A 14654-nucleotide genomic window follows, 5' to 3' on the forward strand; every position below is an offset into this window, starting at 1 on the left:
CCGCAAATGGCGTGGGGCATACGGCGCGCCGTTGCGCCGCCGGCCAATCCCCTCAATATGCGGGGCAGACACTCGACACAAGCACGACAGGCAAGACGATCTTGGGACTTCTTGAACGATTCCGCCGGCGCGACCGTGAAGCTGCGGCTCCGCTTTATGCGGCGGTGGTTGCAAAGGCACGCGAGCCGCACTGGTATTTGGATGGCGGCGTGCCGGACACGCTGGATGGCCGGTTCGACATGGTGGCGGCGGTGCTCGCCATGGTGATGCTGCGCATCGAGGCCGAGCCGCCGGGGGACATGGCCGCCGCGACGCTGGCAACCGACGTTACCGAGCGGTTCGTCGATGACATGGACGCGCAGGTGCGCCAGATCGGCTTTGGGGACATCGTGGTCGGCAAGCATGTCGGGCGCATGATGGGCATGCTGGGGGGGCGGCTCGGCGCCTATCGTACCGCGATCGCCACCGGCGACCTCAGCGAGCCCCTGATCCGCAACCTCTGGCGCGGCAATGCGCCGGCGGCGGAGGCTTCTTCCTATGTCAGCGCGCAGTTGCAGCGTTTCCATGCCACGCTGCAGGATGTGTCGCTGGCCGATCTGCGTGAAGGACGTCTGGCATGACTCCCGAATTCTCGCGCCCCATCCGTATCGACACCATCGGCGAAGGCGAGCGTAGCGAAACGATCGAGGCGAGCGATACCGAACGCGCCGCGCTTGCCCAGCGCTTCGGCCTGCTCGGGATTGAGCGGCTGAGCGGCAATTTCGTGCTGCGGCGGGATGCCGCGGGCGTGTTGGTCAGCGGCCGCGTCCTGGCCACGGCCACTCAGGCCTGCTCGATCACCGGCGAGTCACTTCCCGCCGCCGTCGATGAGGAAGCGCGCCTGCGCTTCGTCGACGATCTCGGCGGCGGCGAGGAGGTGGAGCTCGACGACGCAGACATTGACGTGCTGCCGCTCGAAGGGGCCGCCATCGATCTCGGCGAAGTCGCTGCCGAAACCCTCGCCCTCTCGCTCGATCCCTTCCCGCGCGGTCCGAATGCGGAGGCGGCGCTGAAGGAAGCCGGCGTGCTCAGCGAGGGCGAAGCGGGCCCGTTCGGCGCACTGGCGGGGCTCAAGGAAAAGCTTGCGAGAAAATAGCGCCTAGGGCGTGCTCTGCCGATCCGCCCGGATGACAAGGGCCGCCGCCTGCTTCACTCCCCGTCCCGGAAGTGATCCGGGCCTCGCGTGGTCGCGGCCGGCAGTCCTCACTCCGGCCGCGAGGCGATCCTAGCGCCGGTTCCGTATCGCGCTCAGCGTCGTTCCGGCGGTGATCTGCTCCACGTCGGTCTTGAGGTGGAGCAGGCGGACGCCCTTTTCATTCATGGCGCGGGCCAGTGCCGGCGCAAAATCGTCGGTCCGCTCGACCGTCTCGGCCCAGGCACCAAAAGCGCGCGCCAGCAACGCGAAATCCGGATTCACCAGGCGCGTGGCCGATTGCCGCTCCGGGAACTCCCGCTCCTGATGCATGCGGATCGTGCCATAGGTGCCGTTGTCGACCACGATGACGAGCATGTCGCAGCCGTGCTGGATCGCCGTTGCCAGTTCCTGCCCGTTCATCAGGAAATCGCCGTCGCCTGCCACGGCAACCACCGTGCGGTCCGGGCGGCGAAGCGAGGCGGCCACGGCGGCGGGCACGCCATAGCCCATCGCCCCGGCGGTCGGCGCCAATTGGGTGCCCGGCCCGGCATAGGGCCAGTAACGATGCCACCAGCCGGAGAAATTGCCGGCGCCGTTGCAGATGATCGTGTCCGCCGGCAGCGCGGCGCGCATCGCCATCACGCAGGGGCCGAGGTCCAGCGTTACACCGGGACGCTCGTTTGGCGTCGCCCAGGCGCAATAATCGTCATGCGCCTCCAGATCGTGGGAGCGGCTTGGCCCGTCCACCAGCGCCAGCGCCTCGCCAAATTCCGCCATGGACGCGCAGATCGCCAGATCGGTGCGATAGGTCATGCCAAGCTCGGCCGGATCGGGATGGACATGCACCAGCCGCTGTCCGGGATGATCCGGCGTGATCAGCGTGTAACCGTCGGTGGTCGCCTCGCCCAGCCGCGCACCAATCACCAACAGCAGATCGGCCGCCTTTACCCGGTCGACCAGCGCCGGGTTCGGGCCATAGCCCAGGTTACCGGCATAGGCCGGGCAATCGTTGGGAACGGCATCCTGCCGGCGGAACGCCGCCACCAACGGCACGCCGGCGCGATCGCCCCAGGCAGCGACGTCCTGCCCGGCGGCCGCGTCCCAGCCGGCGCCGCCGATGATCGCCACCGGGCGCTCGGCCGTTGCCAGCAGGTCGGCAAGTTGCTCCATGGCGTCGGGGTCTGGCGCTTGTCCCACCCGCTCCACCCGCGGCCGGTCGACCGCCTCAACCTCGTCGAGCAGCATGTCTTCGGGCAGGGCCAGTACCACCGGGCCCGGCCGCCCGTTCATGGCAGTGGCATAGGCGCGCGCGACATATTCCGGAATGCGGCGCGCGTCGTCGATCCTGGCCGCCCATTTGGCGATAGGTCCGAACATGGCGGCGAAATCCACTTCTTGGAACGCCTCACGATCCCGCGTGCCGCGGTCGACGTCGCCGATGAACAGGATCATCGGCTGCGAATCCTGCATCGCTACATGAACGCCGATCGCCGCGTTGGTCGCTCCCGGCCCGCGGGTGACAAAGGCGATGCCGGGACGATGCACCAACGCGCCATCGGCACAGGCCATGAAGGCCACTCCGCCTTCCTGACGGCACGTGACCACCTCAATCTCCGGCGTATCCACCAGCGCGTCGAGCACGGCGAGGAAGCTTTCGCCCGGTACGGTGAAGATACGATCGCAACCTTGTGCGACGAGCTGATCGACCAGAATGCGGCCGCCGGTGCGGGTGGGTGTCTCCATGTCTGGGTGTGTAGAGCGACGAAGCGGCAAGGGAAACCGCCAACGCTCGACGGGCTGCCCTCGCTGGACCCGGCGCCCGAGCAGCTTCGCAATCCCCTTGCTAAGCCAATCGCCTTAGACAATCCTCCGCCGCAAAATAGCTGGGAGAGGATCATGGCGGATTTCGAGCTGGTCGCAGACGGGCTGCGCTTTCCGGAAGGGCCCGTGATGATGCCCGACGGCAGCATCATGCTGGTGGAGATCGAGCCGGGCCGCATCACCCGGGTCACGCCCGATGGCCGCAAGGAAACCGTGGCTGAGCCTGGCGGCGGTCCGAACGGCCTCGCGCTTGGGCCCGACGGAATGCTTTATTGCTGCAACAACGGCGGCTTCGACTGGCACGAGAACCGCGGAATGCTCTCGCCGGGCGGCATCGCTTCCAACTATTCGGGCGGGCGCATCGAACGGATCGACCCGGCGACGGGCAAGGTCGAGGTGCTCTACAAATCGGGCGACTTCGGCTGCGTGCTGCGCGGCCCCAACGATCTCGTGTTCGATGCGCATGGCGGCTTCTGGTTCACCGATCACGGCAAGATGGATTATGCCAAGCGCATCCACGACGTCGTTGGCATCTTCTACGCCAAGGCGGACGGCAGCCACCTGGAAGAAGTGATCTTCCCCTCCAACAACCCCAATGGCTGCGGCCTCTCCCCCGATGGGAAGACGCTTTATGCCGCGGAAACCTACACCTGCCGCCTTATGAAGTTTGACGTGACCGCGCCGGGCAAGGTCGATGATTCCGCTGGCGTCGGCGGCGCCGGGACGCCGGTCTATCGCCCTGCCGGCTGGAAGTTCTTCGATTCGCTGGCGGTGGAGGCTTCCGGCAACATCTGCGTCGCGACGATCGGCGAATGCGGCATCAGCGTGATCTCGCCGGAGGGGGAACTGGTCGAATTCGTCGCCACCGACGACATCTTCACCACCAACATCTGCTTCGGCGGCGATGACATGCGTGACGCGTATCTCACCCTGTCGGGCACCGGCCGTTTGGTGAAGACGCGCTGGAACCGCCCCGGCCTGAAGCTGGAATATTGACCTGCGCTCGCCCCCGGCCGACGTGCCGGGGGCCCGCTGCCTCCCCCGGCGATCCCGGCGCGTCGCCCGTTTGCCTTCTCCGTTCGGCCCGTTAAGGACCATCCCCATGCGTGATACCGTCATTTTCGATTTCGGCGGGGTGGTCACCTCGTCACCGTTCGAGGCGTTCAACCGGCTGGAGCGCGAGCGCGGGCTTCCGCACGATCTGATCCGCCGAATCAACGCGTCCAACCCGGACGACAACGCCTGGGCATTGTTCGAACGTGCCGAGATCGACGCCGCCGGCTTCGACACGCAATTTGCCGAGGAGGCGCGCGTGCTCGGTCATGAGCTGCGCGGCGAGGACGTGCTCTCGCTCCTTTCCGGCGACATCCGCCCGCGCATGGTGCACGCGCTGGATTGGCTGAAGACCAACGGCTACCGCCTCGGCTGCATCACCAACAACGTGCCCGCTGGCGAGGGCGCCGGCATGTCGCGCAGCGCGGAAAAGGCAGCCAAGGTCGCCGCCGTGATGGAACGGTTCGATCACGTCATCGAATCAAGCAAGATCGGCATCCGCAAGCCTGATCCGCGCATCTACGAACTGATGCTGACCACCTTGGGCAAGCCTGCCGCAAACTGCGTCTACCTCGATGACCTCGGCATCAACTGCAAGCCGGCCGCCGCGCTCGGCATGCACGCGATCAAGGTGACGGGAGAGGCGCAGGCGCTCGACGCGCTTGCCGATGCGCTGGGGGTCGAGCGCGGGACGTTCTGACCCGCCGCCCCCGATCAGCTGAAGCGCCCACCGCCCGGCAGATCGGTTGCCCGCATCGCGCGTGATCGCTAACTCGTATCGTTCGATACGACAGAAGGCGCACGCATGAACAAGCTCTATCCGGACGCCGCCGCGGCGCTTGACGGGTTGCTTCACGACGGAATGCTGATCTGCGCGGGCGGCTTTGGCCTGTGCGGCATTCCGGAACGGCTGATCGATGCCATTCAGGCGTCGGGCGCGAAGAACCTGACGATCGCCAGCAACAATGCCGGCATCGATGGCGAAGGGCTCGGCAAGCTGCTGCGCACGCGCCAGGTGAAGAAGATGATCTCCTCCTACGTGGGCGAGAACAAGGAATTCGAGCGCCAGTATCTGTCCGGCGAGCTGGAGGTGGAATTCTGCCCGCAGGGCACGCTCGCGGAACGCTGCCGCGCCGGCGGCGCCGGCATCCCCGGCTTCTACACCAAAACGGGCGTCGGCACCCTGGTTGCCGAGGGCAAGGAAGTGAAGGTGTTCGATGGGGAGGAATATATCCTCGAACGCGGCATCCGCGCTGACCTCAGCATCATCAAGGGCTGGAAGGCGGACGAAAGCGGGAACCTCATCTTCCGCAAGACCGCCCGCAACTTCAATCAACCGATGGCCACCGCTGGCCGGATCTGCGTCGCGGAGGTGGAGGAGGTCGTGCCCGTCGGCACCCTCGATCCCGACGCGATCCACTTGCCCGGCATCTATGTGAAGCGAATGATCGTCGGCGCGCCGTACGACAAGAAGATCGAATTCCGCACCACGCGGGCGAGGGAGAACGCGTGATGACCGAGCAGACCAAGGGCTGGGATCGCAACCAGATGGCTGCCCGCGCCGCCAAGGAGCTGCGCGACGGCTATTATGTGAACCTCGGCATCGGCATCCCCACGCTGGTGGCGAACAACATCCCCGCTGGCATGACCGTCACCCTGCAGAGCGAAAACGGCATGCTCGGCATCGGCCCCTTCCCCTATGAGGGCGAGGAGGATGCGGATCTCATCAACGCCGGCAAGCAGACGATCAGCGAGCTTCCCAGCAGCGTCTATTTCGGTTCCGATCAGAGCTTCGCCATGATCCGCGGCGGCCACATCGACCTGACGGTGCTTGGCGCGATGGAAGTGGCCGAAAACGGCGACATCGCCAACTGGATGATCCCGGGCAAGATGATCAAGGGCATGGGCGGCGCCATGGATCTCGTTGCCGGCGTGAAAAAGATCATCGTCGTCATGGAGCATGTGGCAAAGGACGGCAGCCCCAAGTTCATCCCGGCCTGCACCCTGCCGCTGACCGGAAGGAACGTGGTCGACATGATCGTGACCGACCTCGCCGTCTTCCAGCGCCCCGACCACCACAGCGCCTTCCGCCTGATCGAAATGGCGCCTGGCATCACCGCCGACGAAATTGCCGCAAAGACGACCGCGACCTACGAGGTTGCGCTGGGCTGACGCCGCCGGTCCTCTCGGCTCAACGCCGGGAGGACGACGGCCCAGACACCCCTGTAGGCGCGGCACACGCAATCTTTGTACCGCAGAACAGCTTCTACTCTTCCATTTATTGCGCCACCTCGTCTAAGGCGCCCCTCGTTATGGCCAGTCGTCCGCTTACTTTGTACGAAAAGGTCTGGGCCGCCCACGTCGTCGAACGTCGCGACGATGGCACGTGCCTGATCTATATCGATCGCCACCTCGTTCATGAGGTTACCAGCCCGCAGGCTTTCGAGGGGCTTCGCGCCGCGGGCCGCCGCGTACGCCGGCCGGATCTGACGCTTGCCGTTCCCGATCACAACCTGCCCACCACGCCGCGCGTCGATGCGGGGGGGCGTGAACTGCCGATCGCCGATCCCGAAAGCGCGACGCAATTGTCGGCGCTTCGCCAGAATGTCGCGGAATTCGGCGTGCCCTATATCGATGCGCTCGCCGCCGAGCAGGGCATCGTCCACGTCGTTGGCCCGGAACAGGGCTTCACCCTTCCGGGCACCACCGTCGTTTGCGGCGACAGTCACACCTCGGCGCACGGGGCTCTGGGCGCGCTGGCGTTTGGCATCGGCACCAGCGAGGTAGAGCATGTGCTCGCCACGCAGACGCTGCTGCTCAGCCCGTCGAAGACGATGGAAGTGCGGGTCGAGGGCAAGCTTGGCTTCGGCGTCACGCCGAAGGACGTGATCCTCGCCATCATCGGCCGCATCGGCGCGGCCGGCGGCACCGGCTATGTCATCGAATATACTGGCAACGTCATTCGCGAGATGTCGCTGGAGGGCCGGCTGACGGTCGCCAACATGTCGATCGAGGCCGGCGCACGTGCCGGCATGATCGCGCCGGACGACACGACGTTCGCTTATATCAAGGATCGCCCCATGGCGCCAAAGGGCGCGGATTGGGACAAGGCGGTCGCCTGGTGGCGCACCCTCGCCACCGATCCGGGCGCGACTTATGATCGGACGGTCCTGATCGACGCCTCGGAGATCGCGCCCGCCCTCACCTGGGGCACCAGCCCGGAGGACGTGGTTTCGATCACCGGAACCGTGCCGGAGCCCGAAAGCTTCGCCGACGCCTCCAAGCGCGAGGCGGCAAAGAAGTCGCTCGATTACATGGGGCTGACGCCCGGCACCCGGCTTCAGGACGTGCCGGTCCAGCATGTCTTTATCGGCTCCTGCACCAACAGCCGGATCGAGGATCTGCGCGCTGCCGCTGCCGTGGCGGACGGCAGGCGCGTTGCCGAAGGCGTGCGCGCAATGGTCGTCCCCGGGTCGGGACTGGTGAAGCGGCAGGCGGAGGCGGAAGGCCTCGACCGCATCTTCACGTCGGCCGGCTTTGAATGGCGGGAGCCCGGCTGTTCGATGTGCCTGGCCATGAACCCGGACAAGGTGCCCCCGGGCGAACGCTGTGCGTCCACTTCCAACCGCAACTTCGTTGGCCGGCAGGGGCCGGGTGCGCGCACCCACTTGCTCTCGCCAGCAATGGCGGCCGCCGCTGCCGTAACCGGGCACCTGGCGGATGTTCGCGAGTTGATGGCAAACGCCTGATCCACGTCGGTCCGGGCTGGAACCGGGGTGAGCAACGTTACCCCGGGCGTCAAATAGCCGTTATGGGACGCCCGCCGATTAACAAGGGAAGCGTAATGAAAAAGGTCTTTGTTCTGCTGATCGCAGGCTCCCTGTTGAGCGGCGTCGCCGCGTACGCCGCCATCGCCAAGCCGGCTGCGCTGGTTAAGCTGCGGCAGCGCTGATGGAGCCGGTTCGCACCGTATCGGGCAAGGCCTATCCCTGGGGCGCCAAGAACGTCGACACCGACGTCATCATCCCGGCGCATTGGCTGAAGACCATCACGCGCGCTGGCCTTGGTCGCGGCGCGTTCGAGACGGTGCGCGCACAGCCCGGCAATATCTTTGACGATCCGGCCTATGCCGGCAGCCCGATCCTGATCGCCGGCGACAATTTCGGCTGCGGGTCCAGCCGCGAACACGCTGCCTGGGCGTTGGGCGATCTGGGGATCAAGGCGGTGATCGCGCCCAGCTTCTCCGACATCTTTTCGGGCAATGCGTTCAAGAACGGAATCGTACCCGTTGTTCTGCCGCAGGATGCGGTCGATCGGCTGATCGAGGTCGCCAAGACCGACGAGATCACCATCGATCTGGAAACGATGACCGTCACCACGCCCTTCCAGGATCGCTTCACCTTTGAACTGGACCCGTTCCGTCGGCAATGCCTGATGGAGGGGCTGGACGAGGTCGGCCTGACGCTGGCAAGGGATACCGCGATTTCGAAATACGAGGCGATGCTGGACGAGCATCGGCCGTGGATCGCGGGAGAGACGAATGCGAGCATTGCTGTCGAGGGCGCCGGGCGGACCTGAAACGCTGGAGATCGGGGAGCTTCCCGATCCCGTCGCCAAGCCGGGTGAAGTGATCGTTGCCGTAAAGGCGTGCGCGATCAACTATCCCGACGTGCTGATCATTCAGGACAAATATCAGTTCAAGCCGCCTCGCCCGTTCGCCCCCGGCGGTGAGGTTTCGGGCGTCGTCGAAAGCGTTGGCGAAGGCGTGACGGCGTGGAAGCCGGGCGATCGTGTCATGGGCAACACCGGCAACGGCGGCCTGGTCGAGAAGATCGCGCTGAAGGCCGACAACATCTACGCCATCCCGGACGAGCGTTCGTTCGAGGAAGGCGCTGCCATGCTGCTGACCTATGGCACCACCATTCACGCGCTGCAGGATCGCGGCAGCATCAAGGCGGGCGACAACCTGCTGGTGCTGGGTGCCGCTGGCGGCGTGGGCCTTGCCGCCGTGGAGCTGGGCAAGGCGTTCGGCGCACGCGTGGTCGGCGCGGTGTCGAGCGAGGAAAAGGCGCAGGCGGTGCGCGATGCTGGCGCCGATGACGTGATCATCTATGGCCGCGCACCGTTCTCGAAGGATGAGAGCAAGGCGCTGGCCGACGCCTTCAAGGAAAAGGCGGGCAAGAACGGCTTTGACGTGATCTATGACGCGGTCGGCGGCGATTATGCCGAACCGGCGCTTCGCTCCATTGCTTGGGAGGGCCGCTATCTCGTGATCGGCTTCCCCGCCGGCATCCCGAAGATCGCGCTGAACCTGACCCTGTTGAAGAGCTGCGACATCCGCGGCGTATTCTGGGGTGCCCATGCGGCGCGCGAGCCGGTCAAGAACCGCGCCAGCATCAAGCAGCTGTTCGACCTGTGGGGCGAAGGCAAGATCGCGCCCAAGGTGACGGAAGTATTCCCGTTCGATCGCGGCGGCGATGCCATCGCCAAGATGGAAGGCCGCGCCGCCATCGGCAAGCTGGTGGTCCGCGTCGCCGACTGACGGGCTGGGACGTGCCGGGTCAGCCCGGCACGTCCCGCACCCGATCTGCCCGAGCGCACCCCCGCCCCGCGCCCCCACAACATGGTCTCGGGGACTAAGCGAAGCGCGCGCCTGACGCGATGTTCTCGAACGATCGCCACCGCCGGGCGATCGTAACCGGCAAATGGCCGAAAGCGCCCGCACCGCCCGGTCGCTCACAACACCTTTCAGGTCAGCGCTCTCGCGCTCAGCCGCGCTTCGGGGGCCGGACCGCTGATGGCTAGCGCTATCCGGAACAAGGCCAGCCAACGGCCATGACTGGCCAGAGTCAGGCCAAAAGCACCCGCGGCGGTTACGCAAGCGGCCACGCAAAACGTGGACTTACCGGAACGTCCAACCGCCGCGCCGCTCGCGGAGCCAGCCCCTCCCGGCTCGGGAGGGGCCAGTCCTTGTCAGCGCCCCAGAAGCATCCGCGCCTGGCTTGCCACCTGCGCCAGCATGGCGGCCGACGGGCTGCTCGCCTGCCGCGCCCGGTTGATCACGGCGGTAAAGCGCGCCACCGGCGCCTCGTTTTCCGTCAGCCATTTATTGACTGACGCGCTGGAATCGCACGGTTCTTCCCGCGACAGGAAGTCGAGCCGCATCTGCTCGAAATCCCGAACCAGCCCGGCCACCAGCAGCCGCTCCCACGGATCCGTCGGCTCGAGACGCGCAGCTGCCGCCTGCGCCCAGTCGAGCCCCAGCGCCTCGCCAAGCCGCGTGTAGGCACGGGTCAGCTCGGTTTCATCCGTCTTCGACTTCGCGCTGAGATCAACGAGCCCGATGGCCCCATCCATCTCATGCAAGCGCACGACCCGCGCCGCCAGCGACTCGGGCGCTCCGGCCGCCGCCAGGGACTGTGCCATGCGCGCACTTTCCGACCGCGCTTCCTGGAGCAGCAGGTCGCTCGCCTGGCCTTGCAGCTTGGCGACGCCCTTACCGATCCGTTCCAGCACCTCACCGGGCAGAGTACCGGGCGCGACGACGCGAAGCAGATCCGCGACTTGCGAGCGCACCGCCCGCGCGACGCCGTCGAACAGGGCAATGCGCCCGTCCTCGGACATGCTGCCGGTCTCGATGTCGCGCCACAGCGTGCCGAGGTCGAACAATCGCTCGATCACGACAAACATGGCCGCGACGTCGCCCAGCGCCGCCCCTTCTTCCTCGGCCAGCTCGAACGGGTTCAGGATCCCGATGCGATTGACGATGCGGTTGGCCAGCTTCGTGGCGACGATCTCGCCCCGCAGCTGGTGATGGTCGATCGCTTCGCCAAATCGCTGCTGCATTTCCGCCGGGAAGGCGGCGCGCAGATCAGGCTGGAGCAGCGGATCGGCGCCCAGCCCAGCCGCCTCGATGGCGTCCTGCAGCGCAAGCTTCGCCGTGGATAGCAGCACCGCGAGCTCCGGCCGGGTCAGGCCGCTTCCCTCTGCGGCACGGCGCAGCAGATCCTCGTTGCCCGCCAGGCCCTCCACCCGGCGATCAAGGCGGCCCGCGGCTTCGAAGATCTCGATGACGCGCACGAAGCTTGGCACGGCGCGAACGCCGCCCCGCTCCGCGATCGACAATGCCAGCGTCTGGAGCCGGTTATCCTCAAGCACCAGATGCGCGACATCGTCCGTCATCGCGCCCAGCAGCGTGTTGCGATCATCGAACGAGAGGCGACCCTCGGCCATCTCACGGTTCAGCGCGATCTTGATGTTCACTTCATTGTCCGAACAATCCACGCCGGCGGAATTGTCGATGAAGTCCGTGTTGATCCGGCCGCCCTTCGCAGCGAACGCGATACGTGCCGCCTGAGTCACGCCAAGGTTCGCGCCTTCGCCGATCGCCGTTGCTCGGATGTCCTCTGCATCGACGCGCAGACGATCGTTGGCCGGATCCCCGACTGCCGCATTGTTTTCGGAAGCGGCCTTCACATACGTGCCGATCCCACCGAACCACACCAGGTCGACCGGTGCCTTGAGAATGGCGGAGATCAGCGCGGCGGGTTCCAGCTCATCCGCGATGATGCCGAGTGCGGTCTTCACCTCCGGGGTCAACCGGATCGTCTTGGCAGTGCGCGCGAAGACGCCGCCACCTGCGGAAATCAGGCCCTTGTCATAATCCTCCCAGCTGGACCGCGGCAGGCTGAACAGCCGTGCGCGCTCCGCCCAGCTCTTCGAGGGATCGGGATCCGGGTCGAGGAAGATGTGCCGGTGATCAAATGCCGCCACGATCTTGAGCGTCTGCGACAGCAACATGCCGTTGCCGAACACGTCGCCCGACATATCGCCGCAGCCGACGACACGGATGACATCCTTCTGAACATCCACCCCGCGCTCGGCGAAGTGACGCTGCACGGAAACCCACGCGCCGCGGGCGGTGATGCCCATCGCCTTGTGGTCATAGCCCTGCGAGCCGCCGCTGGCGAACGCATCGCCCAGCCAGAAGCCGCGTTCCAGCGCGATGGCATTGGCGACATCGCTGAACGTCGCCGTTCCCTTGTCGGCAGCGACGACGAAATAAGGATCCTCACCGTCGTGAACCCGGACGCCCTCCGGATGCACCACCTTGCCTGCAACGATATTGTCGGTGATCGACAGCAGCGTGCGGATGAAGACGCGATAGCTTTCCTTGCCTTCAGCCAGCCACGCGTCCCGGTCCGTCGCGGGATTGGGCAATTGCTTGGGATAGAAGCCGCCCTTCGCACCGGTCGGCACGATCACCGCGTTCTTCACGCGCTGCGCCTTCATCAGCCCCAGGATCTCGGTACGGAAGTCGTCGCGTCGATCGGACCAGCGCAGGCCACCGCGAGCAACCGGTCCGGATCGCAGGTGGATGCCTTCCACCCGCGGAGAATAGACCCACACCTCGCGCCACGGCAGCGGTGCCGGCAGGCCAGGGATGCGGCTGCTGTCGAGCTTGAAGGCGAGCGCTTCGGCCGCAGCCGAGGCGAACGCATTCGTGCGCAGCGTGGCGGCGATGACCGCCTTGAACGCGCGCAGGATGCGATCGTCGTCGATCGCCGTCACCGCGTCGAGACCGGCAGCAATCTCTGCATCGACAGCCGCGACATCGCCTTGCGCGTGCGGATCATGCGCCAGGGTGAAACGATCGATCAGCGCCTTGGCCAATGCCGGTGCCCTGCCCAACGCTTCGGCCACGGTGGTCAGGCTATAGGTCAGCCCCGCCTGTCGCAGATAGCGGAACCAGGCGCGGTAGAGCAGCACGGCCGCAGGCTTCAGTCCCGCGACCAACATCAGGCGGTTGAACGCGTCGTTCTCCGCCGCGCCCTTCAGCACCGCTGCGATCGCGTCTTCCAGCACCTCGCGATCGATGTTCGCGACGTCACCTTGCGGCTGCACGATGAAGTCGTGAACGAAGCTGTCGCTATCCTCGCGCAGGCGCGTCGGCAGCTCGCCGATCACGCGATAGCCGAAATTCTCGAGAACCGGGACCGCTTCGGACAGCGCCAGCGCACCGTGCGATTTGTAGATCTTCAGTCGGTGATCGGCACCGGGCGCGGGCGGATAGATGTGCACCGCACGGTCGCTCTCATCGGCCAGCTCGGAAACCCGCAACACGTCTTCCGCCGCTTCATCGGCTGTCGAAACGTTGCGATAATTCAGCGGGAAAGCACCGGCCCAACGAATGGCCAGCCGGGCCGCGCGGGCAGGCGCAATGCGCTCCGCCAGTGCGGCTTCGACGTCACGCTCCCAGCCGCGAACCATCTTTTCGAGGCGAGCGTCCAGCGGCTCCACGTCCGGCATGATGCCGGACTGCCGCAGGTCGATGGTATAGCGGATCAGCGCGACCCGGCCGTCCTCCAGCGCGATCGACCAGTTCAGGATGCTGCCGTTCGCCGCGTCGGCCAGCATGTCGCCGATAGCAACGCGCCGGGTGGTGGATACATCATCGCGGGGCAGCCAGACGAAGGCGAACAGGTGTCGGCCCAGCGCGGACCGAACAAGCACCAGCTTCGGCCGCGGCCGATCGGCAAGGCTCATCGCCGTCAGCGCGAGTTCTTCCACCGCCTCGGCGGACACGGCGGTCACCAGATCATGCGGCAGCGTGGCCATCGCATGGGTCAGCGCCTTGCCGGTATGGCCGGCGGGATCGAAGCTCAGCTTCGCTTCAAGGTCCGCAAGGCGCTGGCGCAGCACCGGCACGCTGCGTGGCGGAGCCTTGAGCGCGGCCGAGGTCCAGAGGCCGGCGTGGATCGACAGGCCGGCGATGGCCGCCCCACGACGGATCGGCACCACGATCAGGTCCAGCGGCACGCGGCGGTGAACCGGCGAGATCAGGCTGGACTTCAGCAGCAGCGGCCCGCCCTTGCCGCTGGCGAAATACTCCAGCGCCAGACGTCGTGACCGCTCGGCAAGCAGCGGCGGCTCATGCGCATTGCGGGCAATGCCTAGCGGCTCGCCATCCACTGCCCCGTCTGCCATCCACCGCTCATGGCCGAGCAAAGTGAAATGCCGGTCCAGGAACCAGCGCATTAGCGCGGCGCCTTCATGGTCGCCGCCAGTATCCTCGATGCCAGCAGCGTCGGCCGCCAGCGTCGCCTGCATCCGCCGCCAGTCGGCAACGGCAACCCGGACGTTCGAAAGATCGCTGATCAATGCATCGATGAGTTCACGCCGGTCGCGTGCGTCGGCTCGCTCCGTTTCGATATAGATCATCGATTCCGGGGATCCGCCGTCGTCTACCCCCTCGAGAACACCTTCGGCGTCTCGTCGTACTGGCACCACTGGATGGATAATACGATCGATAGCGATGTCGTGATCGCCAATTGCACCCGCGATTGAATCTACCAGGAAGGGCATGTCGTCGTTGACGATCGCCATGCGCATGCGCCGCTGCGGGCCCTCGCCGGGCAGCGGCTCCAGCGCGACCGCAACGGTACCGGGAGCCCGCACCTGGGCGGTAGCGGCCAGGAAGGCGGCGGCGTCAACCTGCTCCTCTCGTCCAAAGCCGTTCAATTCACCCGGCAGAGCGCCCTTGGTCAGCCGGTCAGCGAGCGCTTGTGTCAGCGCCTTCATCGAGGTTTTCGACATGGCCGAGCCT

Annotated in this window: 11 protein-coding genes; 9 read left to right on the forward strand and 2 right to left on the reverse strand. The window is 66.1% G+C overall.

The annotated features are described in order from the left end of the window. The first annotated feature begins 101 nt into the window (after positions 1-101). Both LK535_RS10275 and LK535_RS10280 read left to right on the forward strand, forming a co-directional pair. The gene (locus LK535_RS10275) at positions 102-620 is read left to right on the forward strand and encodes a ubiquinol-cytochrome C chaperone family protein (protein WP_227771809.1); all 519 of its coding nucleotides are present in this window, start codon (positions 102-104) and stop codon (positions 618-620) included. Next, on the forward strand, positions 617-1135 hold the full coding sequence (locus LK535_RS10280) for a YceD family protein (protein ID WP_227771810.1): 519 nt from the start codon (positions 617-619) through the stop codon (positions 1133-1135). Before LK535_RS10275 ends, LK535_RS10280 begins: the two co-directional genes overlap by 4 nt. A 129-nt stretch (positions 1136-1264) precedes the next feature. Here the strand turns inward: LK535_RS10280 and LK535_RS10285 are convergent, their stop codons facing one another. Beyond that, the gene (locus tag LK535_RS10285) at positions 1265-2917 is read right to left on the reverse strand and encodes a thiamine pyrophosphate-binding protein (protein ID WP_227771811.1); all 1653 of its coding nucleotides are present in this window, start codon (positions 2915-2917) and stop codon (positions 1265-1267) included. 153 nt (positions 2918-3070) lie between these two features. On the opposite strand from LK535_RS10285, the gene LK535_RS10290 reads away from it, so the two are divergent. From LK535_RS10290 to LK535_RS10320, 7 genes are all read left to right on the forward strand, one after another. Continuing rightward, positions 3071-3991: an SMP-30/gluconolactonase/LRE family protein gene (locus tag LK535_RS10290; protein ID WP_227771812.1), complete on the forward strand. Its 921-nt coding sequence runs from the start codon at positions 3071-3073 to the stop codon at positions 3989-3991. Positions 3992-4097: 106 nt separating this feature from the next. Further along, the gene (locus LK535_RS10295; RefSeq protein ID WP_227771813.1) at positions 4098-4748 is read left to right on the forward strand and encodes an HAD-IA family hydrolase; all 651 of its coding nucleotides are present in this window, start codon (positions 4098-4100) and stop codon (positions 4746-4748) included. A 105-nt stretch (positions 4749-4853) separates the two neighbouring features. Continuing rightward, complete coding sequence (locus LK535_RS10300; RefSeq protein WP_227771814.1) at positions 4854-5561, forward strand: CoA transferase subunit A; 708 nt, start codon at positions 4854-4856, stop codon at positions 5559-5561. Next, a complete protein-coding gene (locus LK535_RS10305; RefSeq protein ID WP_227771815.1) occupies positions 5561-6220 on the forward strand; it encodes a 3-oxoacid CoA-transferase subunit B in 660 nt (219 codons plus the stop codon). The genes LK535_RS10300 and LK535_RS10305 overlap by 1 nt, the downstream gene beginning before the upstream one ends. 140 nt (positions 6221-6360) lie before the next feature. Then, positions 6361-7797, forward strand: coding sequence for a 3-isopropylmalate dehydratase large subunit (leuC, locus tag LK535_RS10310; protein WP_227771816.1), 1437 nt, complete (start codon positions 6361-6363; stop codon positions 7795-7797). A 202-nt stretch (positions 7798-7999) separates the two neighbouring features. Further along, positions 8000-8626, forward strand: a complete 627-nt coding sequence (gene leuD, locus LK535_RS10315) for a 3-isopropylmalate dehydratase small subunit (protein WP_227771817.1) — start codon at positions 8000-8002, stop codon at positions 8624-8626. Next, complete coding sequence (locus LK535_RS10320; protein ID WP_227771818.1) at positions 8589-9590, forward strand: NADPH:quinone oxidoreductase family protein; 1002 nt, start codon at positions 8589-8591, stop codon at positions 9588-9590. Before leuD ends, LK535_RS10320 begins: the two co-directional genes overlap by 38 nt. 431 nt (positions 9591-10021) lie before the next feature. Here the strand turns inward: LK535_RS10320 and LK535_RS10325 are convergent, their stop codons facing one another. Next, entirely contained in the window at positions 10022-14644 is a 4623-nt protein-coding gene (locus LK535_RS10325; RefSeq protein ID WP_227771819.1) for an NAD-glutamate dehydrogenase, read from the reverse strand. Between the last annotated feature and the right edge of the window lie 10 nt (positions 14645-14654).

It is taken from the genome of Sphingomonas sp. IC4-52, from assembly GCF_020707225.1.
Taxonomy (GTDB): Bacteria; Pseudomonadota; Alphaproteobacteria; order Sphingomonadales; family Sphingomonadaceae; genus Sphingomonas.

Bases quoted from the DNA above. Each gene is read 5' to 3' on its own strand.
- LK535_RS10280 (WP_227771810.1), top strand. From the start codon at position 617: ATGACTCCCGAATTCTCGCGCCCCATCCGTATCGACACCATCGGCGAA.
- LK535_RS10285 (WP_227771811.1), bottom strand. From the start codon at position 2,917: ATGGAGACACCCACCCGCACCGGCGGCCGCATTCTGGTCGATCAGCTC.
- LK535_RS10290 (WP_227771812.1), top strand. From the start codon at position 3,071: ATGGCGGATTTCGAGCTGGTCGCAGACGGGCTGCGCTTTCCGGAAGGG.
- LK535_RS10295 (WP_227771813.1), top strand. From the start codon at position 4,098: ATGCGTGATACCGTCATTTTCGATTTCGGCGGGGTGGTCACCTCGTCA.
- LK535_RS10300 (WP_227771814.1), top strand. From the start codon at position 4,854: ATGAACAAGCTCTATCCGGACGCCGCCGCGGCGCTTGACGGGTTGCTT.
- LK535_RS10305 (WP_227771815.1), top strand. From the start codon at position 5,561: ATGACCGAGCAGACCAAGGGCTGGGATCGCAACCAGATGGCTGCCCGC.
- leuC (WP_227771816.1), top strand. From the start codon at position 6,361: ATGGCCAGTCGTCCGCTTACTTTGTACGAAAAGGTCTGGGCCGCCCAC.
- leuD (WP_227771817.1), top strand. From the start codon at position 8,000: ATGGAGCCGGTTCGCACCGTATCGGGCAAGGCCTATCCCTGGGGCGCC.
- LK535_RS10320 (WP_227771818.1), top strand. From the start codon at position 8,589: ATGCGAGCATTGCTGTCGAGGGCGCCGGGCGGACCTGAAACGCTGGAG.
- LK535_RS10325 (WP_227771819.1), bottom strand. From the start codon at position 14,644: ATGTCGAAAACCTCGATGAAGGCGCTGACACAAGCGCTCGCTGACCGG.